Source organism: Methylobacterium sp. CM6257, from assembly GCF_054611515.1.
The window spans coordinates 484,575-504,686 of sequence record NZ_CM137735.1; the positions used below are offsets into that span (position 1 = coordinate 484,575).

The 20,112-nt window shown below is 63.9% G+C and carries 19 protein-coding genes; 12 read left to right on the forward strand and 7 right to left on the reverse strand.

What is annotated here, in order from left to right:
* Window positions 1-15 precede the first annotated feature (15 nt).
* The 3 genes from ACYCO6_RS02410 to ACYCO6_RS02420 are packed head-to-tail and all read left to right on the forward strand — an operon-like array spanning window position 16 to window position 2,857.
* Window positions 16-831 carry an SDR family NAD(P)-dependent oxidoreductase gene (locus tag ACYCO6_RS02410; protein WP_459768957.1) on the forward strand — a complete coding sequence of 272 codons (816 nt, stop codon included), beginning with the start codon at window positions 16-18 and terminating at the stop codon, window positions 829-831.
* A 15-nt stretch (window positions 832-846) separates the two neighbouring features.
* A complete protein-coding gene (locus ACYCO6_RS02415) occupies window positions 847-1,860 on the forward strand; it encodes an ABC transporter substrate-binding protein (RefSeq protein WP_459768959.1) in 1,014 nt (337 codons plus the stop codon).
* Window positions 1,861-1,915: 55 nt separating this feature from the next.
* Entirely contained in the window at window positions 1,916-2,857 is a 942-nt protein-coding gene (locus ACYCO6_RS02420; protein WP_459768961.1) for a 3-hydroxyacyl-CoA dehydrogenase NAD-binding domain-containing protein, read from the forward strand.
* A gap of 84 nt (window positions 2,858-2,941) precedes the next feature.
* On the opposite strand, the gene ACYCO6_RS02425 is transcribed toward ACYCO6_RS02420, so the two are convergent.
* The 5 genes from ACYCO6_RS02425 to ACYCO6_RS02445 all read right to left on the reverse strand — a co-directional run bounded on the left by ACYCO6_RS02425 (window position 2,942) and on the right by ACYCO6_RS02445 (window position 9,000).
* Window positions 2,942-3,700, reverse strand: a complete 759-nt coding sequence (locus ACYCO6_RS02425) for an SDR family NAD(P)-dependent oxidoreductase (protein ID WP_459768963.1) — start codon at window positions 3,698-3,700, stop codon at window positions 2,942-2,944.
* A 12-nt stretch (window positions 3,701-3,712) separates the two neighbouring features.
* Window positions 3,713-5,062, reverse strand: coding sequence for an MFS transporter (locus ACYCO6_RS02430; RefSeq protein ID WP_459768965.1), 1,350 nt, complete (start codon window positions 5,060-5,062; stop codon window positions 3,713-3,715).
* Window positions 5,063-5,223: 161 nt separating this feature from the next.
* On the reverse strand, window positions 5,224-6,054 hold the full coding sequence (locus ACYCO6_RS02435; RefSeq protein ID WP_459768967.1) for a beta-keto acid cleavage family enzyme: 831 nt from the start codon (window positions 6,052-6,054) through the stop codon (window positions 5,224-5,226).
* A gap of 25 nt (window positions 6,055-6,079) precedes the next feature.
* Window positions 6,080-7,522 carry a pyruvate carboxylase subunit B gene (locus tag ACYCO6_RS02440; RefSeq protein WP_459768969.1) on the reverse strand — a complete coding sequence of 481 codons (1,443 nt, stop codon included), beginning with the start codon at window positions 7,520-7,522 and terminating at the stop codon, window positions 6,080-6,082.
* Window positions 7,522-9,000, reverse strand: a complete 1,479-nt coding sequence (locus ACYCO6_RS02445) for an acetyl-CoA carboxylase biotin carboxylase subunit (protein ID WP_459768971.1) — start codon at window positions 8,998-9,000, stop codon at window positions 7,522-7,524. The genes ACYCO6_RS02440 and ACYCO6_RS02445 overlap by 1 nt, the downstream gene beginning before the upstream one ends.
* Before the next feature lie 28 nt (window positions 9,001-9,028).
* Here ACYCO6_RS02445 and ACYCO6_RS02450 point away from each other — a divergent pair, with 28 nt between their 5' ends.
* From ACYCO6_RS02450 to ACYCO6_RS02480, 7 genes are all read left to right on the forward strand, one after another.
* Entirely contained in the window at window positions 9,029-9,871 is an 843-nt protein-coding gene (locus ACYCO6_RS02450) for an IclR family transcriptional regulator (RefSeq protein ID WP_459768973.1), read from the forward strand.
* Between the two features lie 2 nt (window positions 9,872-9,873).
* Complete coding sequence (gene accB / locus ACYCO6_RS02455; protein ID WP_459768975.1) at window positions 9,874-10,365, forward strand: acetyl-CoA carboxylase biotin carboxyl carrier protein; 492 nt, start codon at window positions 9,874-9,876, stop codon at window positions 10,363-10,365.
* Window positions 10,366-10,452: 87 nt separating this feature from the next.
* Window positions 10,453-11,727, forward strand: a complete 1,275-nt coding sequence (locus ACYCO6_RS02460) for an ABC transporter substrate-binding protein (RefSeq protein ID WP_459768977.1) — start codon at window positions 10,453-10,455, stop codon at window positions 11,725-11,727.
* A gap of 133 nt (window positions 11,728-11,860) precedes the next feature.
* Complete coding sequence (locus ACYCO6_RS02465) at window positions 11,861-12,706, forward strand: ABC transporter permease (protein ID WP_459768979.1); 846 nt, start codon at window positions 11,861-11,863, stop codon at window positions 12,704-12,706.
* Window positions 12,707-12,743: 37 nt separating this feature from the next.
* Complete coding sequence (locus ACYCO6_RS02470; RefSeq protein WP_459768981.1) at window positions 12,744-13,487, forward strand: ABC transporter ATP-binding protein; 744 nt, start codon at window positions 12,744-12,746, stop codon at window positions 13,485-13,487.
* A gap of 98 nt (window positions 13,488-13,585) precedes the next feature.
* Window positions 13,586-14,560, forward strand: coding sequence for a biotin synthase BioB (gene bioB, locus ACYCO6_RS02475; protein WP_459768983.1), 975 nt, complete (start codon window positions 13,586-13,588; stop codon window positions 14,558-14,560).
* Between the two features lie 38 nt (window positions 14,561-14,598).
* Window positions 14,599-15,384, forward strand: a complete 786-nt coding sequence (locus ACYCO6_RS02480) for a 3-hydroxybutyrate dehydrogenase (RefSeq protein ID WP_459768985.1) — start codon at window positions 14,599-14,601, stop codon at window positions 15,382-15,384.
* A gap of 243 nt (window positions 15,385-15,627) precedes the next feature.
* On the opposite strand, the gene ACYCO6_RS02485 is transcribed toward ACYCO6_RS02480, so the two are convergent.
* Window positions 15,628-15,792 carry a hypothetical protein gene (locus ACYCO6_RS02485; protein WP_459768987.1) on the reverse strand — a complete coding sequence of 55 codons (165 nt, stop codon included), beginning with the start codon at window positions 15,790-15,792 and terminating at the stop codon, window positions 15,628-15,630.
* A gap of 576 nt (window positions 15,793-16,368) precedes the next feature.
* On the opposite strand from ACYCO6_RS02485, the gene ACYCO6_RS02490 reads away from it, so the two are divergent.
* Complete coding sequence (locus ACYCO6_RS02490; RefSeq protein ID WP_459768988.1) at window positions 16,369-17,211, forward strand: universal stress protein; 843 nt, start codon at window positions 16,369-16,371, stop codon at window positions 17,209-17,211.
* A gap of 150 nt (window positions 17,212-17,361) precedes the next feature.
* On the opposite strand, the gene ACYCO6_RS02495 is transcribed toward ACYCO6_RS02490, so the two are convergent.
* Entirely contained in the window at window positions 17,362-18,294 is a 933-nt protein-coding gene (locus tag ACYCO6_RS02495) for a bifunctional enoyl-CoA hydratase/phosphate acetyltransferase (RefSeq protein ID WP_459773408.1), read from the reverse strand.
* 478 nt (window positions 18,295-18,772) lie between these two features.
* Here ACYCO6_RS02495 and ACYCO6_RS02500 point away from each other — a divergent pair, with 478 nt between their 5' ends.
* The gene (locus ACYCO6_RS02500) at window positions 18,773-20,080 is read left to right on the forward strand and encodes an MFS transporter (protein ID WP_459768990.1); all 1,308 of its coding nucleotides are present in this window, start codon (window positions 18,773-18,775) and stop codon (window positions 20,078-20,080) included.
* Window positions 20,081-20,112: the final 32 nt, after the last annotated feature.

A 20,112-nucleotide genomic window follows, 5' to 3' on the forward strand; every position in this document is an offset into this window, starting at 1 on the left:
CAGCTGACAAGTCGGATGCGGGCGGGCAGCCGAGCGCGCGTGCAGCGAGCCTGGGGAGTGGGAATGGGACGCGTGAGTGGACAGGCTGCAATCGTCACGGGCGGAGCGAAGGGGATCGGGCGCACCACCTGCGAGACCTTGCTGGCCGAAGGTGCCCGCGTATGCGCATTTGACATCGAAACGCCAGACTCGGCCGCAGTGGCCGAATTGCGAGCCGCTGTCACTTCATGGAGCGATCGGTTCGTTTACCGGCGCGTTGACGTCACCCGTGAGGCCGAGGTCACGGATGGTGTGGCCGCAGTAAAGGAAGCGTTCGAGACGATCGACATCCTCGTGAACAACGCTGGGAAGGGGCCTGATCCCAGGCCGCTCGAAGCGATGAGCCTGCTGGATTGGGAAGATACGCTCCGTCTCAATCTCACAAGCGTCTTCCTGTGCTCGCGGGCCGTGCTTCCACACATGAAGCGGCGCGGATCGGGTCGGATCATCAACATATCGTCGCAGGCCGGGCGCAGTAAAAGCGAGGTCTCGAACCTGCCCTATGCCAGCGCCAAGGCGGGCGTTCTCGGCTTCACCCGCAACTTGGCCCAAGAAGTCGGTCCGTTCGGGATCACGGTCAACGCGGTCGCGCCCGGCGTGACTCTGACGGACCGCATCGCCGACAAGCTCTCGCGGCGCACGGACCGCGAGGCTCTGACCGAGGTCATCCCGTTGCGGCGGTTCGGCGACGCGCGCGACATCGCGGGCGCAATCCTCTTCCTCGCTTCAGCGGACGCGGCCTACGTGACCGGCGCCACGATCGACGTGAACGGCGGCCGGACCATGATGTAGAAGGGGATTCTGCGCGTGCGAAATCTACGGATTATCCTCACATTTCCGCTTCTATTCTGCATCGCGACCGCGATGGGTCCGGCACGCGCAGAGCAGAACGAATTGCGGGTCGCGTACCAGTTCGGCCTCCTCTTCCTGCCAATCGTGGTGATGAACAAAGAAGGGATGGTCGAAGCTGCTGCGCGCGAGGCCGGAATTGCCGGGCTCAAGGTCGACTATGTGCAGATGGCGGGCGGCAGCGATATGAACGGCAGCCTCCTGTCGGGGGCGATCGATATCGGATCCGGCGGCGTTCCACCTTTCCTGATCATCTGGTCGCGCACCCGCGGCAACGCTGATGTCAAAGGCGTGGTCGCGATGTGCTCGATGCCGATCAATCTTAATAGTCGGGACCCGCAGCTGAAGTCGATCGCCGATCTCACGGATCGCAACAAGATCGCGATGCCGGCCGCACGGGTCTCGATCCAGGCGATCATGCTCCAGATGGCCGCTGAGAAGATGTTCGGTCGAGAGAATTTCGGGCGGCTCGACTCGCTCGGGGTCGGCCTCGCGCATCCGCTGGCGATGTCGATGCTGCTCTCGGGCCAAGGTGAGGTCGACCTGCATTTCGCCTCGCCGCCCTACAACTACCAGGAACTCGAAGACCCGCGGATACACTCGATCCTGAATTCCTACGATCTTCTCGGCAACGCCACGTTCGAGGTGCTCTGGGCAACGCGCCGGTTCGTCGAGAGCAATCCCAACCTCTACAAGGTGTTTGTCACAGCCTTCCAGCGCGCGACCGACCTGATCAATTCCGATCCGCAGCGCGCTGCCGAGATCTACTTGCGTGACTCTAAGGAGAAACTGACGGTCGAGCAGGTGGTGCGGATCCTCAAGGATCCGCAAGTCGAGTACACGACAACGCCTAAGCACATCGATCGTTACTCCGAATTCCTCTATCGCACGGGCCAGCTGAAAGTTCGGCCTGCCGGCCTCGACGAGTTGTTCTTCCCGCGCCCGGACAAAAACAGCCATCCGAGCGAGTGAGTCGTCCGTGTGGACCGAAGCCTCCAACGCGGAGGGGAGGGGAAGGATGGAGACGATGCGGATCGCAATTGTCGGATGCGGCACGATCGGGATGAGCTGGGCGAGCCTGTTCCTCGCGCACGGTTTCGAAGTTTACGCCTACGATCCGGCTCCCGGACGGGAGGCGTTGCTGAGAGCTTTTATCGCCACCGCGACGGCGAGCCTCGGCCATCCCGTCGCCGCGGACACCAGCGCCCTGCATTACCACACCGATCTGGCAGATGCCGTCAGCACTGCGCAATTCGTGCAGGAGAACGGTCCCGATTCGGAGGAGGTGAAGCGCGCTTTGCTCGCACAGATTGACCGGATGGTGCCTGATGACTGCGTTGTCGCGACGAGCACCTCATCGCAGCTGCGCAGCGCGATCGTTGCTGATTGCCAGTACCCGGATCGGCACATCGTCGCTCATCCGTTTAATCCGCCGCACCTCGTCCCCCTCGTGGAGCTCCTCGGGGGTGCCGAATGGGCGGTCGAGCGCGCCGTTGGCCTTTATCGCCGCCTCGGACGGCACCCGATCGTCATGCGACGCGAGATGCGCGGGCATATCGCGAACCGCCTGACCTCGGCGCTCTGGCGTGAGGCCCTGTTCATCCTCCAAGAGGGCGCCGCGAGCGTCTCTGACATCGACGACGCGGTGCGCTACGGCCCCGGGCTCCGGTGGGCCGTCGCCGGCCCGTACCTCACCTACCATATGGCCGGCGGTCCCGGTGGGATCCGGCATTTCCTCGATCATTTGGGTCCCGGCCACGTCAAGCGCTGGGCCGATCTCGGCACTCCGGTGCTGGATGCGGATCTGGAAGAGAAGGTGGTGCAAGGCGTGCGCGACGCCGTCGGCGTGCGGTCGATGGCGGAGTGCGTGGAGGCGCGCGACGCGATGCTCCTCGCCCTAGCCTCGCTCCGGTGCGGGCAGCCGTCCAACGGCGACGGCGACCCGCTCCAGAGCTCGCAGCCGACGTAACCGGGATCTCGACCGGAGGAACGGCCTGACCGGAGCGCGCGTCACTGCGGCCGCATGCCTGGAAGCGCCTGACTTATCTCGGAGCTACATCGTCAAAAGACCGCCATCGACGGGCAGGACTGCTCCGGTGATGAAGCCAGCCCGGTCCGATACGAGGAAGGCGATAGCTTCGGCGATGTCGCGGGGGGTCGCGAGACGCCGAAGCGGGATCCGCGACGTGATGCGCTCGATCGTCCCAGCGTCGAGGCTCGCATGGGTCATCGGTGTATCTGCGACGGCCGGCGCGACCGCGTTGACGCGGATCCCGAGCGGTCCGAGCTCGCGGGCCAGCCCAAGGGTGAGGGCGACGATGCCGGCCTTGCTCGTCCCGTAGAGGACGTTGCCGATGGAGCCGCCTCCACGCATGGCCGAGATCGATGCGACGTTGACGATGCACCCATCGCCCTGAGCGGCCATGATACGGGCCGCCTCCCTCAGGCAGCTCGCCGCGCCGAGAAGATTGACATCCAGGACGTCCCGCAGGTCCGCGGCGGACGATTCGAGAAACGGCTTCGTCTTCAGGAGCCCTGCGTTGCAGACCAGAATGTCGAGACGGCGGCTTGTCGCTTCGATCGTCCTGAACGCATCCCATACCGCGTCCTCCTGAGACACATCGACCGTCACAGCGTGCGCCCGGGCCCCCTGCTCGGCGAGCGATGCGGCCGCGCGCTGCGCACCGCCTCCGTCGCGGTCCGCGATCCAGACGCAGCACCCTTCCTGCGCCAGGGTCTTGGCGATCGCCAGCCCGATCCCCGCAGCCGCGCCTGTGACGAGAGCGACCCGCCCACTCAGCTCGAGCTCCATCGCGCGTCTCCCTTAGATGGAGCGAGCCCCACGAACGAGCCCGGCAGCCGGATCCGTCGCCTCATCGACGGACATGTCTCTCCGATGCGTCTCCGGCATCAGGGCGACGCAGGCCGCGCTGATCAGGGCAACCATAACAATGTAGGCCGCAAGGTACCACGGCGCCTTATCGCCGATTCGCAGTAATTCCGTTGCGACGAGGGGAGTCAATCCGCTCGCGAAGATGCCCGAGAATTGATAGACGAACGAGATGCCGGTGTAGCGGACGCGGGTGTCGAAGAGTTCCGAGAACAGGGCAGCCTGCGGACCATAGATGAGCGGGTAGATCACCCCGAGCAGGAGGGCGACCATCAGCCAGATCAGCCCGGTCTCACGGGTGTTCATCACGGCGAACGCTGGGACAACCAAGAGCGCGATCAGGATCGCGCCTCCGCCGAACACGAGCCGCCGGCCGAATCGGTCCGACAGCATGCCACAGATTGGCAGCATCGCGATCATGAGGGCTGAGGCCAGTATGACCGCCGTGAGGGCGGTTTGCCGCGGCAGGCCGAGGACGGTGGTGACGTAGGCGATCGAGAAGACGCCGAACGTGTTGAAGGTGACACCCTCGATGAAGCGGGCGCCGAGCCCCAAGAGGATGTTGCGGCGGTGGCCGCGCAGCAGCGCGAGGAAGGGCACCTTCGCCTCACTGCCGGCCTCCTTGATCTGCGCGAAGGCCGGCGTCTCGAGGATGGTCAGGCGGATATACAAGCCCACCGCGACGAGGATCGCGCTGAAGAGGAAAGCGATCCGCCACCCCCAATCCAGGAACGCCTGATCCGGCATCATCGAGAGAAGCGCCACGATACCGGAACTGAGGAGGAGACCGGCCGGTACGCCGATCTGCGGCCAGCTGCCGTAGAAGCCGCGCCTGCCCTCCGGCGAGTGCTCGACGGCCATGAGAACGGCCCCGCCCCACTCGCCCCCGATCCCGAGTCCCTGCAGCACCCGCAGCACGAGGAGCAGCACGGGAGCCCAGACGCCGACGGATTGATAGGTCGGCAGGATGCCGATCAGGAAGGTCGCGACCCCCATAATCAGCAGGGTCAGAACCAGGACGGCCTTGCGACCGATACGGTCGCCGTAATGGCCGAAGATGATGCCTCCGATGGGCCGGGAGACGAAGCCAACGAAGAAGGTGCCGTACGCTAGAAGCGTCCCGACGAGCGGGTCAAAGTTGGGGAAGAAGAGTTTGTTGAAAACCAGGGGCGTGACGACGCCGTAGAGGAAGAAATCGTACCATTCGATCGTCGCACCGATGCAGCTCGCGAAGGCAACCCTGCGGATAGAATTCGGATGCGTGGCTTCGACAGGTGTGATCATGATGTTCCTCCCCGTCGGGCTGGGCTCAGGTTTGGAGCGCTCTCCGCCGAAATGGACATTGGTTCAGCGCCACAGATCGCGTTGCAACCACGGTCTGGAACCCGGCACGCCTGCAGCGTCATCCGGCATGGCTCGAGGCGTCCGGGCAGCAGGTCGGACCATCAGGCCGCCGGTAGAGACAGGATCTGCCGCGCTTCCGCTGCGGTGGCGGCGCGACGTCCGTAGCGGCCGGCGATCTCCGCGACACGGGCCACGAGCTCGGCGTTGCTGCTGGCGAGGCGCGTCTTGTCGAAGCGCAGGTTGTCCTCGAGGCCGGTCCTGCAATGGCCGCCCAGCTCAAGGCACCATTCGTTCATCTGGAGCTGCGCCCGACCGATCCCCGCGCCGGTCCAGGTCGCGTCGGGCATGATCTCCCGCAGCTCGGAGACGAGGAATTCGAGGAGCGAGCGGCGCGGCGGCATGGCGTTGGGCACGCCCATCACGAACTGGACGTGTGCCGGCGCCTTGAGCAGGCCGCGATCGATGAGTGCCTTGGCATTGTAGAGCATCGCCGCGTCGAAGACTTCGATCTCCGGCTTCACGTCGTGCTCCAGCATGCTTCGCGCGAGTTCCTCGACCAGCTGCGGGGGATTCTCGTAGATCTGATGCGGGAAGTTAACCGAGCCCGTCGACAGCGAGGCCATGTCCGGCCGGAGCAGCACGCAACGCCCGCGCTCGGCTTGGCTGCGGCCGCGCCCGCCGGTCGAGTGCTGGACGATCATGTCCGGGCAGTACTTGCGCACGCCTTCTTGGACCTCGGCGAACAGCTCGGGGTCCGAACTCGGGCTCTCGTCGGGGTTGCGGACGTGGATATGGGCGATGGTGGCACCGGCCTCATAGGCCTCGTGGATCGACTCCACCTGTTCGGCCGGCCGCACCGGGACGGCGAGCGAGTCGGCCTTTCGGGGAAGTGCTCCGGTGATGGCCACCGTGATGATGACGGGCTGGGTCACGCTGAGTCCTCGACAGATCCGCCCGTCACCGGGCGCGGTGGACGAAATGGAAGCTGCGGATATCTGGTCGCGCCGCAACCTCCTTCAGAAGCGTCGCGAGCGGCGTATCGGAGAGGGGGTATTCGGTCCGGATCGGGCCGGCCTCACGCAGAGCGCGGCACTCGGAGTCTGGATAGAAGGCCGCGAGGAGGAGGTCGTCGTCGGAGGCAAAGGGCCCGCGCTCGCGGCGCAGAGTCGGGATGGCCGGGGCGAGCAATTCCCCGGGCCGCTCAGTCACGGGCGCAGCACCCCGGGTGACGCGGTCCAGCACCTCGGGATCGACTGGGCCGGCAATCTCGCCGTAATGGCCGAGGACGTATTTGCGCACCTCGTCCGGGACCGTCGCGTAGCGCTCCTCACCCATCACGTTCAGGACCGCCTGGGTCATCACGAATTGGGCGAAGGGGCTGACGATGATCGGATAGCCGAGATCCCGGCGCACGCGCGCTGCCTCTTCGAGCACCGCCGGCAGCTTATGCTCAAGACCGAGCGCCGCGAGCTGCGAGCGAATATTGGAAATCATCCCGCCCGGCATCTGGTGTTCAGCGTGAAACGCGTCAAACTCTGCGATCGCGCCGAGGGGCTTGTCCTCGCGCCGGGCGATATAGCGGAGGCGCTCGGCCACCTCCTCGACACAGGTCAGGTCGAGGGGCACGTCGAAACCCATGCGGCGGGCATTGGCCACGAACTGCTCGGTCGCGGGATGCGAGGCGCCATTCGCCAAGGTCGAGGTCGCCGTGTGGACAACGTCGACGCCGAGGCCGATGGCCTGCACGGCATTGTAGGGGGCCAAGCCCGTCAGGCAGTGCGAATGCAGCTGAAGCGGGAGCTGACCGCAGGCCCTCTTGATCGCCGGGATGAGGGTGGCGACGCGCTCCGGCGTCAGCAACCCGCTCGCGTCCTTCAGATAGATGGCGTCGACGCCGAGCGCGACCAGTTCGCGCGTCTTGCGGGCATAATACTCATCCGTATGGACCGGGCTCACTGTGAAGACCACGCCACCGGCCGTGTAGAGCCCGACCCGTTTCGCCGCCTGGACCGGGACCACCATGTTGCGCATGTCGTTCAGCGCGTCATAGGGCGTGTGATACCGGATGCCGTTGGCGAAAATACGCTCGGCGGTCAGTGCGACGATGTCGTCGGGGAAGAACTCGAAGGTAAAGAGACTTTGGCTCCGCGTCATCACGATGAGAGGCGTCCGCGTCACCCAATTGCTCAGGATCCGCATGCGCTCCCAGGGATCCTCGCGCAGGTAGCGGACGCAGACATCGAAGACAGCGCCGCCGGCGAGGTCGATGGCCTCGAAACCCGCTTCGTCGAGGCGGGGTGCGAGTTGCGCCATCATGGCGGTCGTCATGCGCGTCGCCCAGAGACACTGAGGGGCGTCCCGGAGCGTCACGTCGATCAGACGTATCGATCGTCCTGTCATCAGGCGGCCTCGCGCGGCAGGAACGTGTTTTCGACCCAGCGGGTATGGACGCGGCCATCGAGAAAATCGGGATCGTCGATGAGTGCCGCGTGAAAAGGGATCGTCGTCGGCACGCCTGCGACCTGGAAACGCCGCAGAGCGCCGCGCGCCGTTGCGATCACGTCCGCGCGAGAGGCACCGGCCACGATCAGCTTGGCCAGCATCGAATCGTAGTGAGGCGGGACGCGGTAACCCTCATAGACATGGCTGTCGAGGCGAATCTCGGGACCGACGGGAGGCGACCAGCGCGCGAGAGTGCCGGGCACCGGGCGGAAGTCCTGCCCGGGGTCTTCGGCGTTGATCCGGAATTCGATGACGCATCGCCCGTCGGGTTCGGGCGGAATACCGAACGATAGGGCCTCCCCACGCGCCACACGGAACTGTTCGGTCACGAGATCCGTCCCGGTGAGCATTTCGGTGACGGGATGCTCGACCTGGATGCGGGTGTTCATCTCGATGAAGAAGTAGGACCCACTCTCGACATCATAGATGAACTCGACCGTGCCAGCATTGCGGTAGCGCAGGCCTCGCACCAAAGCGAGGGCGGCCTCTGCCATCGCCCTGCGGGTGTCCGGCGGCAGCACGGGCGAGGGCGCCTCCTCGACCAGCTTCTGGTGACGGCGCTGGACGCTGCAATCACGCTCCCACAAATGCACGGCATTGCCGTGCCCGTCTCCGAACACCTGAATTTCGATGTGTCGGACGGCCGAGAAGAAGCGCTCGAGATAGATTTCAGGCTGCCCGAACGCCGCTTCCGCTTCCGCGGTCGCCTGCTCGAAGCGCGCCAGGAAGACGTCGTGACTTTCGGCGACGCGCATGCCGCGGCCGCCGCCGCCGCCGCTCGCCTTGAGGAGAAGCGGATAGCCGATCTCCCTTGCCTTCGCCTCAGCATCGGCCGCGCAGAGATATCCGCCCTCGGAGCCCGGCACGACCGGAATACCGAGCGCGGCCGCGGTGCGGCGGGCGGCGACCTTGTCGCCCATGAGGGCGATGGATTCCGCATCAGGCCCCACGAAGACCAAGCCCGCACGCGAGCATGCCTCGGCGAAGGCGCTCTTCTCTGACAGGAAGCCGTAGCCCGGATAGATCGAGTCGCAGCCAGTGTTCTCGGCCACCTCGATCAGCGCGTCACCAAGAAGATAACTCGCCTTGGCCGGCGGTGGGCCGATGCAGACTGCCCTGTCGGCTGCCCAGACATGGGATGCATTCCGGTCCGCCGAGGAATGGACGGCAACGGTTTCGAGCCCCAGTCCGCGACAGGCCCGGATCGCGCGCAGGGCAATTTCGCCGCGATTGGCGATCAGCACACGCCTCACGCACCCTCCTAGCAATTTAATGCCATATCTGATCGTTGCGGCAGAATGGCGCCCGAAAATTCCAGATTGCAAGATTTTTCGTATCGGGTTTTGATAGGGCATGCCGAAGAAAAGAAATATCATTCCGATTTCCGAAACGCCCGATGACGCGATGCTGGAGTCCGTCCAGTCGGGTGCGACGCGCCTGGACGGAGCCGCGAGCGCGATCTCGGCCCTCAAGCCGTTCACCTTTCTGGAGGCGATTGCGCAGGCCGGCAGGCCGCTCAGCGTCTCCGAGATGAGCGCCCTCCTGAACGTCCCGCAGCCGACGGCACACCGGATCGTCCACGGCTTGGAGAACGAGGGATTCTTGGAGCGGGAGGCTGGAAGCCGGCGCTACGCGCCCGGGGCGCGCCTCGTCCGCTTGAGTTTCGGCGTGGTGAGCACCTCGGCTCGGGCGGCTCCGCGCCGCGCAATCCTCGAAGCCCTGTCGAATACGATCGGCGAGACGTGCAATTTCGGCATCAGGGTCGGCAATCACCTCATGTATCTTGATCGCGTCGAGGCGGCGTGGCCCTTCGGCCTGCGGTTTGAGCCGGGCTCGCGCGTCCCTCTGCACTGTACGTCGATGGGTAAGCTGTTTCTGAGCGCGATGACGCCGATCCAGCGCAAGCGACTGCTCAACGTCGCTCCTCTTCAATACTACACAGAACAAACCATCACCGACCCTGTCCTGCTCGAAGCGGAACTGTCGACCATCCGGGAGGCTGGCTTCTCGATCGACAATCAAGAGTTCCTGGCCGGTGTGGTCTGCGTTGCGGTGCCGATCCTCGCCGCCAACGGCAGCGTCGCGGCGGCTCTGGCGATCTCAGCCCCCCTGGCGCGCATGTCGCTCACGCGGGCCAAACAATGTGTACCGCTCCTGCGGAAGGCCGCGGAGCAGATGGCGGAAACATTTGGCGACTCAGATCTCGACGGGCTCGCCATGCCGGGACAGCAGCGGGTGGGACAATGACTTTGCGCTACGATCAGGTCGCCGACCTCATCAAGATCGTCGATTCAAGCGCCTGCGAGGAACTCATCCTGGAGACGGCAGACCTGAAGCTTGTTGTGCGGCGCGGCCGGGCCGGCGGACCGGAACCCGCTCCACCAGTACAGACACCGACATCGAGCGGGCCGCATCAGGCCCCTGTCGCATCATCAGCACGTCCTGCGACGACAATCGCCGCGCCTCCGCCTTCGTCCCCTGCAGCGACCCGCGGGGCCGGCGGTCACGAAGTGCGCGCGCCCATGGTGGGCACCTTCTATCGCGCGCCCTCGCCCGACGCGCCCCCGTTCGTCGAGGTCGGCAGCGCCGTCGACGTCGGTCAGCCGCTCTGCGTCATCGAAGTGATGAAACTGTTTACAACGATCTATGCCGATCGCTCCGGAAAGATAGCTGAGATCCCGATCAGGAACGGGGATCTGGTTGAGTTTGACCAAGTAATTTTTGTGATTCAGGATTACTGATCTGCATGGATGATTTCCGGATCATTTGCGCTCAGACACCGTCCATCCGCATGCTCACCAGAATGACCGCAATCAGGAGAAGACGTCATGTTTGACCGGATGCGTCGAGCTTTTTGTGCAGCGGTTATCGTCTCAGGCGCAACCTTGGTGATGCCAGCATCGGCTCAGGAGCCGCGCACCTTCACGGCGTGGGGCTGGCCACAGCCCTATGAGCACGTGTCCGCCAAATCGGTGGACTGGTTGAAGCAGAAGGGATGGTGGCCGCTGGCTTTCGCTTGGCAGGCGCCGTTTTCGGGTCAAAATACAATCAACGTCGTCCTGTCGAAGACCGATTTCCTGGCCAAACGTGGCCTTGAGACGAAATTTCAGGCCTTCGCCTCGGGTCCGGACGTGAACGAGGCGATCGCAGCGGGCCGCATGCAGGTCGGCAACGGGGGGAATTTTCCTTTCACGTCCCTGCTTGACCGGGGCATCCCAGTCAAGGCCCTCGCCGTCGTGGCGCCCAACCTCAAGCATTCGACCGTTGCTCCGAAGGACAGTCCGCTCAAGAGCTTGGCCGATCTGAAGGGCAGCGATCCCGCGGCTACGATCGGGATCGTCACGGGTTCGTCGTCGGAATTCTACTTCACGCAGGCTGCCGAAGTGCTGGGCATCCAGATCGGCAAGGACGTTATCCTGAAGAACATGCCGCCATCCGAGCAGATCACGATGGCACGCGGCATCGCCGCGGTGGTTCCTTGGGAACCCTCGGTGACGATCATGACCGAGGAGCGCAAGAACGGAAAACAGATCGATACGATTTTTCCCTATAATTTCTACGAAGGCCGCTTCTACATTCGCCAGGAACTGATCGACAATGTTCCGGACGTCGTCCAGGCCATCAGCGACAGCTTCGTCGAGGCGACGTTATGGATACGCCTCTACCCCGAAAAGGCGACCGACCTGCTCGCGGCCGAGCCGCTGCTGCGCCACTACGGGCGCGACCTCCTGCTGCAGCAGACGAAGTTGTACAATAATCTTTACAAGCCCACCGCCAGCTTTCCCTTCGCCGCGTTCTGGGGTGAGGAGGATGCACGCATCGCCAAGTGGCTCAAAGATCGGAATCGCATCGTCCGTCCCCTCGACGGAAACACCTATGCGAAATCATTCGCGCCGGAATTCATGACGGCAACTTACGCGAAGATCGGCTGGGCCGTTCCGTCACGCCCACCCTTCATCCCCGCGAATTGGGACGGCAAAATTGGGCAGCTGCCCTATCCGGCTTATCCGAACGCGAGCACGCTCTCCGCGCCGCAGGCTTGGCCCGAGCCCGGAGACCTGACCCGGCCTTGGTCGTTTGGCGGCCAGGAATACAGACCATGAATGCCGGCGCAAGCCCAGCATGACGGCGGCACATCGGCCGCCCCCTTCCTTCATCCTGACGCCCCCGGGACAGCGCGGAGTTCGGCCGATGCATCTCCAAGACCCAACATCAACCCTACCGGGAGCCCTACCGGTGTCGGCTCGTTCGGGAGCGACCAGCGCGCTCAGTCCGGCCTCACGCCAACTCGGTGCTGTCGGGCGTGGCTTGATCTCGATTCTGCTGTTCCTTCCGAACCTGTCGACCATCGCGGTGCTGTTCGTGGCCTGGGAGCTGGTCGCACGGTTCTGGCTACCGCGTATCGACCCTTATCTCGCTGTGCTGATGCCCGCGCCGAGCCTCGTCCTGAAGACCGGTTGGACGATGATCGCCTCGGGGGAGCTGGGGTTTCATCTCCTCACCAGCCTGAAGCGCGAGGCCGTGGCCTTCGCTTTCGCCCTGTTGGCGATCCCGATCGGCCTGGCGATGGGCTGGTTCCGCCTCGCGCAGGCACAGCTCGATCCGCTCATCGAGATTCTCCGCCCGATTCCTCCGCTCGCCTGGATTCCGCTGAGCATCCTGTGGTTCGGCGTCGGGGACGAGCAGAACGAGTTCATCATTTTCCTCGGCATGTTCTTCCCGATTCTGATCAACACGATTGAGGGTGTGCGTACCATCGACCGGAACCTGATCCGCGCGGCGAGGAGCCTTGGCGCTCCTGAACGGAGCGTCCTCTGGCGGATCGTCCTGAGGGCCGCGACGCCACAGATCGTGACCGGCATCCGGGTCGGGCTCGGCTTCGGCTGGATGGCCCTCGTCGCGGCCGAACTGGTCGGCGCGAATTCCGGGCTGGGTTTCCTGATCAATGACGCACGGAGTGTTCTGCGGACCGACATCATCACGGTCGGCATGCTGACGATCGGCTTCACTGGGCTCGTGATCGACATCGCGATCCGTTTCGCCATGAAATGGTTCTTGCCCTGGTCCGTTTCATCGAAGTGAGAGGGGACGCGCGATGGGACATCTCTCGGTCAGGGGCGTGACGAAAATCTACGGCGCTGCGGGGACGCCGGAAGCCGTGATTGCCCTTAACGACGTCAGCCTCGAGATCGAGGACCACACCTTCTGCGCGATACTGGGCCATAGCGGCTGCGGGAAAACCACTCTTCTGAGCATGACGGCGGGGTTCGAGCAACCGACTTCGGGCGACCTGCTGATGGCCAGCCGCGCCATCACGCGACCCGGCTGGCAGAACACCATCGTCTTCCAAGACTATGCCCTGTTCCCATGGATGACGGTCGAGGAGAACATCACCTTCGGACCGCAGATGAAAGGCGTTCCCAAGGACGAAGCGCGCGAGGCCGTGCGCCGCCACATCGAGCTCGTCGGGCTCACGGGCTTTGAACGCAAACGCCCACATGAATTGTCCGGGGGCATGCGCCAGCGGGTGGCGATCGCCCGGGCCCTCGTCGTGCAACCGGAGATCTTGCTGATGGACGAGCCCTTCGGGGCGTTAGACGCACAGACCCGGAGCATGATGCAGAACGAACTGATCCGAATCTGGCAGCAGGAGCCCAAGACCGTGATGCTCGTCACGCACAGCATCGACGAGGCGATCCGGCTCGCGGACCAAGTGGTCGTGATGACGCGGCGACCGGGACGGGTGAAGGCCGTGATCAACGTGGAGTTGCCGCGTCCGCGCGACGAGGATGATCCCCGCTACCTGTCTCTCAAGCGCAAGCTGCGCGAACTGATCCACGACGAGCATGAGGCAGCCGCATGAGTGCAGGTGGACCAGCGGAGGAAGCCAGACCGTCCCGAACAGGACCAGATGAACAGCGCCCGCCACCCCGTCCGGATTCCATCCGCCACGACTGGAGCGTGGACGAGATCCGCGCGATCCACGACCTGCCGCTGATGGACCTGGTGTTCCGGGCCGCGCAGGTGCACCGCCGCTACAACGATCCGGCCGATATCCAGCGCGCCTCGCTCCTGTCGATCAAGACCGGCGGCTGTCCGGAGGATTGCGCCTACTGTCCCCAATCGGCCCATCACAAGGGTGCCGGCGTCGCGCGCGAGCGGCTGATGGCGGTGGAGACGGTCCTGGCCGAGGCCGCCGCCGCCAAGGCGGCCGGTGCCCAGCGCTTCTGTATGGGCGCGGCGTGGCGCCAACCCAAGGACGGCCCGGAATTCGACGCGGTGCTCGCCATGGTTCGCGGGGTGCGCGGGCTCGGCATGGAGGCCTGCGTCACGCTCGGCATGCTCACGCCCTCCCAGGCCGGGCGCCTCGCCGAGGCCGGGCTCACCGCCTACAACCACAACCTGGATACCGGCCCGGATTTCTACGGCGACATCATCTCCACCCGGACCTACGACGAGCGGCTCCGGACCCTCGAGAACGTCCGCTCGGCCGGGATCGGCGTGTGCTGCGGCGGCATCGTCGGCATGGGCGAGGGTGTCACCGACCGGGCCGCGATGCTCCAGGTCCTGGCTAACCATGCGCCGCATCCCGAGAGCGTGCCGATCAACGCGCTGGTGGCCGTGCCAGGAACGCCGCTGGAAGACCAGCCGGCCGTCGATCCGTTCGACCTCGTGCGTATGTGCGCCACCGCGCGGATCGTGATGCCGCGCGCCCGGGTCCGATTGAGCGCGGGCCGCAAGGGCCTCACCCGCGAGGCGCAGGTGCTGTGCTTCCTGGCCGGCGCCAACTCGATCTTCTACGGCGAGCGGCTGCTGACGACCGCCAATAACGGGCAGGACGACGACGCCGCGCTGCTGGCCGACCTCGGCATCACCCTCCCGAACGAAGATCAGAGATCCACATCCTTCTCGTCAGAACGATCCTGCTCGTCCTGATTGATTGGACAGGGATGCTGTCCTGCCGGGGACCCATCATGACACTAAGGTCCAGAACCGCGCTTATCACCGGATCAACGAGCGGCATCGGCCTGGCTCTCGCCCGGGGGCTTGCCGACGCCGGCGCAAACGTTGTCCTAAACGGGTTCGGAAGGCCGGATGATATTGAGGCGCTCCGGGCCAAACTCGCTGCCGAATGCGGTGTCGAGGTTCTTTACTCTGGGGCTGACGTGACCGTGCCCGGCGCGATCGCCGCAATGGTGCAGGATGTAGAGGACCGTTTCGGTGCTCTCGACATCTTGGTGAACAATGCCGGCCTTCAGTTCGTCTCTCCTATCGAGGCGTTTCCGACGGAGCAGTGGGACCGGATCCTCGCCGTAAATTTATCCGCCGTCTTCCATAAAATACGAGGCGTGATACCGGGCATGAAGCGCCGAGCCTGGGGCCGTATAATCAACACAGCCTCTGCGCATTCTCTCGTTGCCTCGCCTTTTAAGTCGGCTTATGTCGCGGCCAAGCACGGCGTTGCTGGCTTGACCAAGGCGGCTGCTCTCGAGCTTGCACCGCACAAGGTGACGGTGAACTGCATTTCGCCAGGCTTCGTCCTGACACCCCTCCTCGAAGCCCAGATCCAAGCCATCATGGCCGAGCGCGGTCTCGGACGGGACGCAGCGATCGAAGACCTGCTCTCGTCACGGCAGCCGACCCTAAAATTCGTCACGCCCGAGCAGATCGCCGCGTTCGCTGTGTTCCTCTGCTCGCCGGCGGCGGACCAGATCACCGGCGCGAATCTGTCGATCGACGGGGGCTGGACAGCTCAGTAGCACGGGACTGAATAAGAGAGCTCATGAGCATGGAGCGGCGAGCCTCCACGCAAGTGCCCCATCTCAGCATTGCCACACGTGCTATGGAATGATCAGCGAACCGATCGATGCTGCCCGTCGAGATGCGCCACGTGATCCTCGCGGCTCTCGCTGCTCGCAGCCGCTGACTGTGCGCCCGGCTTAGGGGAGTAGCCGGTAAAGAGGAATCAGTGATCGCGTCGGTCAGGCAGGGCGGGGCGCCGATCAGGCTGCGCGCTTGACGGAGATCGGAGCGTTCTCATTGCCAGCGCTAATCAGGCGAGCAGGAGTATCAGCCTCTAGGTTCTTAAAGTACGACACAAAGTACACCATCGAGCCAAGCGCGGCCCCAGCGGTGATGACGGTCCAGTAGGGGAGCAGTTCGGACATCAGAGTAGTCCCGTGTGGCGTTTGCGGTGCACCATATGTGGCATCGCACAATGCCTATGACCACGATGTATTTAGCAATTCCGATATGTGGCCTACGCATGAGGTTCCGGGTTCGGCTTGAGACCAGCGCTTGAGCAGCATCATTTCCGGGTTGGTTCGGCCATCACGTGCCATCCGGCAGCTATGCGGAAGGGCGTCTTTCAGCCTTTTCAAACTGCACATTCGGTCAGGCGCCTTTGCTGACGCCGGGACACTTGATGCCAAGGTGGGTGGTCGGACACCTGAACCGCAGGATTCACAGGAGTTCCACTCCGTACATTCGCGACAAAAGTGCGTGTGAGATAGCCCCGGTGAAAACGCAAACCGGCGCTCCGTTCAAGAACGGCCCCTATAGCCAACACGAATGATGCTAGAGTGAGGTGCTGCCTGCGAAACGCCGGGAACTGGTATTCGCCCTCATCAGCTCTGACAGCGACGAGCCTTCTACGCCTTTGCGGTTACGCCCCTCTCGCCCGCAACGGCGGGTCAGGCTAGCTTCTTTTAGGTCAAGACTGCTGCGTTGTTCAGGAGTGCGCGATGAAGACCCTGTTCGTTCCTGTTGCAGCTCGCGGGGGCCTCGAGGCGTTGATCGCGACGGCCTGCCTTGGCGCACAGTGCTTCGACAGCCTCATGGAAGGTGCACGCATCCTGGAACTCGCAGAATACATCGATCTCAGCGGCGACCTACCGGGAGCCGGCACCGAACAGACAAGCTGGGCCGATCTGCTGCGTTCCGAGGATCTCGCATTCCAGGAAGCGTTTGTAGACGCGATGAATGCGCGCGGCATCCGGAGAGAAGCAACTCCAGGCGCAGGCCCAAGCTATCAGTGGCACACAGGTACATTCCGAGATGATCGCGCTATGAGCCAGTATGCACGTCTGTTCAGTGCGACGGTAGTCGGACGACCCGCATCGAGCGAGGCCAGCCTGTCCACATCCAGCTTCCAGGCCGTGCTGTTCGAGAGCGGGCGGCCCATTCTGATCGCCCCGCCGACACCGCCAGTGTCACTCGGGGAATCGATTCTCATTGCCTGGAATGGTGCAACGGAAACGGCTCGAACCGTTGCGTTCGCCATGCCATTCCTGCAGCAAGCCAAGCATGTTGAAGTGCTCGACATCGAAGGATATCGCGTCCCAGGCCCATCGGCTCAGGAACTTGGACGAATGTTGAAGCGCGAAGGCATTCAGGCTGAGGCGCGCACACTGTCGTCGAGCAAGTTTACGTCGGGCGAAATTTTCCTTGCCGAGGCGAAGGCGCTCGGGTGTGATCTCCTTATCAAAGGCGCCTATACGCAAAGCCGTTTGCGCCAGATGATCTTCGGCGGTGCGACGAGCCACATTCTGCATCATGCAGAAGTCCCGGTGTTCATGGCTCACTGATGGCGGCAGCCATAGAGCCAAGCCCCACATTCCGGCGTGGAACGGATGCCGGAACGAAGCAGCGTTCAACCCGCTCGCATGTCGGTTTCGGCTCCACTCCTACTCACCACTGGCGCTTGGCATTTTCCCAGGGAGATACGATCCCGACGCCTAATGTGTACGCTTCACTGCACGGGTCAGCGCTGCCAGGGCGCAGGAGGCAATGCGCGTCTCTTTGGAATCAGCCCGGCTCGTGAGAATCACTGGAATATTCGCACCGAGCACCAGTCCCGCGCAGGCAGCCCCGCCGAGGTAAACGAGCGACTTGTACAGGCTGTTGCCAGCGTCGAGATTGGGCACCACCAGGATGTCCGGGTCGCCCGCAACCTGAGAGACGATGCCCTTCGTACTGGCCGAGGCCAGCGACACCGCATTGTCGAAGCCGAGCGGACCGTCAAGGGTCGCGCCGGCGATCTGACCGCGATCGGCCATCTTACAGAGTGACGCCGCATCGATCGTCGAGGGCAGCGACGGGTTCACCGTTTCGACGGGAGCAATGATTGCGACCTTGGGATTGGCGATACCGAGGTCGTGAGCGAGATCGACAGCATTGCGGATGATGTCAGCCTTCTCGACGAGGCCAGGGGCGAGGTTGACGACGGCATCCGTCAACATCAGGGGCTTGTGGTAGGCCGGGCAGTCAAACCAGAAGACGTGGCTCGCTCGTCTGTCCGTGCGCAAAGGGCTGTCGCGGCGAACGATCGCGCCCAGCATCTCGTCGGTGTGCAGGGAGCCTTTCATCAGAGCGCTGACCTCGCCAGCACCAGCAAGGGCCACAGCGCGCCGGGCGGCTGTGTGTGCATCCGCAGCCTCGACGATCTCGAGCCCAGTCAAGTCCAGATCGGCCTCGGTCGCGACCTTGCGGATCAGCCCGGCTGGACCGACCAGGACCGGCTCGATGAAACCCTGCCCTCGCGCTTCAAGGGTCGCTTCGAGGACACTTCTCTCGCACGGATAGGCGACGCCGACGCGAAGTGGCCCATAGCTTCGGGCCAGTTCCGTCATGGCCACAAGCCTCGGATAGGTAAAGGTTGTCTGCGGCATCGACATTGGGTGCAGTCTCCTGCCGAGGTTGAGCTCATTCCAGCGCGGCCGTTCGAGCTTCAGCCGCAGCCTGCGGGACACCCAGGCGCTCTGCTGCGCACTCCCTCGTCACCTAAGGGACTAGCCGGCTCGAGTGAGCGCAGCGGCTCGATCAAAAAGATATTTATTCTCGCTCAACACGGAAGCGCACGAGCTGAGTCGATCGTATCTCGAAATCCGGAATGATTGCAATCAAAAATTCGAATGCACGGCATGCACGGAAATTATTTTCCGCCAGTCGCGACGAGCAGTAGGCTTTTCTCAGGATCGGCTACCGAAGCCACCGGTTATCCACAGAGGCGCAGGCGCCAAGACCTGCGAATGCCGGTGGCCAAGTCGACGAGGAACGCTCAACGGACATCGAGGCGGGCCCTGGCTGTCGCGCAGATCGGCGCGTCTGACTGAGGTCGCCTACGATGCTCTCGACCAGGAGGGCTGCATGCTCCAGCTCAGTCGTTTCAAGGCAACCGATCGGGTTCTGCTGATTATCTGCCTAATGTACCTTATCACGTATATCGACCGGGTGAATATCGGCACCGCCGCGCCGGTCATGCAGAAGGAACTCGGCCTCTCGAACGTCGAGCTCGGCTTGGCCTTCTCGGCCTTCGCTTATCCCTACGCCTTCTTCCAGATCGCCGGCGGCTGGCTCGGAGATCGGCTCGGCCCCCGGATGACACTGCTGATCTGCGGCGCGATCTGGTCGGCCGCCACAGTGCTTGTCGGCTTCGTCGAAGGAGCGATCTCCCTGATCGCCGTGCGCTTTCTCCTCGGCATCGGCGAGGGCTCGGCCTTTCCGACGGCCACCCGAGCGCTGTCGAATTGGATGGCGGCGGACCGGCGCGGCTTCGCGCAGGGCATCACGCACGCCTGTGCGCGGCTCGGCAACGCGCTGACGCCGCCGCTCATCGCCTTCCTGGTCGTCGCTCTGTCCTGGCGCGATTCCTTCATCATCGTGGGGCTCATCAGCTTCGCCTGGGTCGCGCTCTGGTGGTTCTACTTCCGTGACGACCCGCGCACCCACCGGCACGTCACGGAAGCCGAGATCGCCGCGTTGCCGCCCATGAAGTTCGCCGGCGAGCGCAAGGCCGTGCCGTGGCGGCGCCTCCTCAAGCGAATGCTGCCGGTTACTCTGACCGACTTCTGCTACGGCTGGACGCTCTGGCTGTTTCTGAACTGGATCCCGTCTTACTTCCTTCACGAATTCAATCTCGACATCAAGAAGTCGGCCATCTTTGCCTCGGGCGTCTTCTTCGCCGGTGTGGTGGGCGACACGGTCGGGGGCGTCGTCAGCGACCGGATCCTGCGGCGCACCGGCAGCGCATCGAAGGGCCGGGTCCGCGTAATCGTGGTGGGCTTCCTCGGTGCCTTCCTGTTCATGCTACCGGTGCTGTTCGTGAAGGACCTCGTCACCATCACCCTGTGCCTCAGCGGTGCGTTCTTCTTCGCCGAACTCATCGTCGCCCCGATCTGGGCCGTCCCGATGGACATCGCCCCGCAATATTCCGGCACGGCAAGCGGTTTCATGAATTTCGGCTTCGGGCTCGCCGGCATGATCTCGCCGGTGGTGTTCGGCGCCGTAATTGACGCGACCGGGCGTTGGGACCTGCCGTTCGTGGCCTCGCTCGGCCTGCTCCTGGTCGGAGCCGTCCTGGCGCTGCGGATGCGGCCAGACGAGCCCTTTGTGGACAACCCTGAAACTGTCGGAAAGCCGGTCACGCGGACGCTGCCGCCTGAGCCGGTGGCCTGACCGGGATGCGTGGCGGCGGCGGCTGAGCCGAC

What these genes read in the sequence shown, in the direction of transcription:
- ACYCO6_RS02495 (WP_459773408.1), bottom strand. Translation starts at nt 18,294, where the DNA reads ATGCCGCAGACAACCTTTACCTATCCGAGGCTTGTGGCCATGACGGAA.
- ACYCO6_RS02490 (WP_459768988.1), top strand. Translation starts at nt 16,369, where the DNA reads ATGAAGACCCTGTTCGTTCCTGTTGCAGCTCGCGGGGGCCTCGAGGCG.
- ACYCO6_RS02445 (WP_459768971.1), bottom strand. Translation starts at nt 9,000, where the DNA reads ATGATATTTCTTTTCTTCGGCATGCCCTATCAAAACCCGATACGAAAA.
- ACYCO6_RS02460 (WP_459768977.1), top strand. Translation starts at nt 10,453, where the DNA reads ATGTTTGACCGGATGCGTCGAGCTTTTTGTGCAGCGGTTATCGTCTCA.
- ACYCO6_RS02485 (WP_459768987.1), bottom strand. Translation starts at nt 15,792, where the DNA reads ATGTCCGAACTGCTCCCCTACTGGACCGTCATCACCGCTGGGGCCGCG.
- ACYCO6_RS02480 (WP_459768985.1), top strand. Translation starts at nt 14,599, where the DNA reads ATGACACTAAGGTCCAGAACCGCGCTTATCACCGGATCAACGAGCGGC.
- ACYCO6_RS02410 (WP_459768957.1), top strand. Translation starts at nt 16, where the DNA reads ATGCGGGCGGGCAGCCGAGCGCGCGTGCAGCGAGCCTGGGGAGTGGGA.
- ACYCO6_RS02440 (WP_459768969.1), bottom strand. Translation starts at nt 7,522, where the DNA reads ATGACAGGACGATCGATACGTCTGATCGACGTGACGCTCCGGGACGCC.
- ACYCO6_RS02450 (WP_459768973.1), top strand. Translation starts at nt 9,029, where the DNA reads ATGCTGGAGTCCGTCCAGTCGGGTGCGACGCGCCTGGACGGAGCCGCG.
- ACYCO6_RS02500 (WP_459768990.1), top strand. Translation starts at nt 18,773, where the DNA reads ATGCTCCAGCTCAGTCGTTTCAAGGCAACCGATCGGGTTCTGCTGATT.
- ACYCO6_RS02425 (WP_459768963.1), bottom strand. Translation starts at nt 3,700, where the DNA reads ATGGAGCTCGAGCTGAGTGGGCGGGTCGCTCTCGTCACAGGCGCGGCT.
- ACYCO6_RS02420 (WP_459768961.1), top strand. Translation starts at nt 1,916, where the DNA reads ATGCGGATCGCAATTGTCGGATGCGGCACGATCGGGATGAGCTGGGCG.
- ACYCO6_RS02430 (WP_459768965.1), bottom strand. Translation starts at nt 5,062, where the DNA reads ATGATCACACCTGTCGAAGCCACGCATCCGAATTCTATCCGCAGGGTT.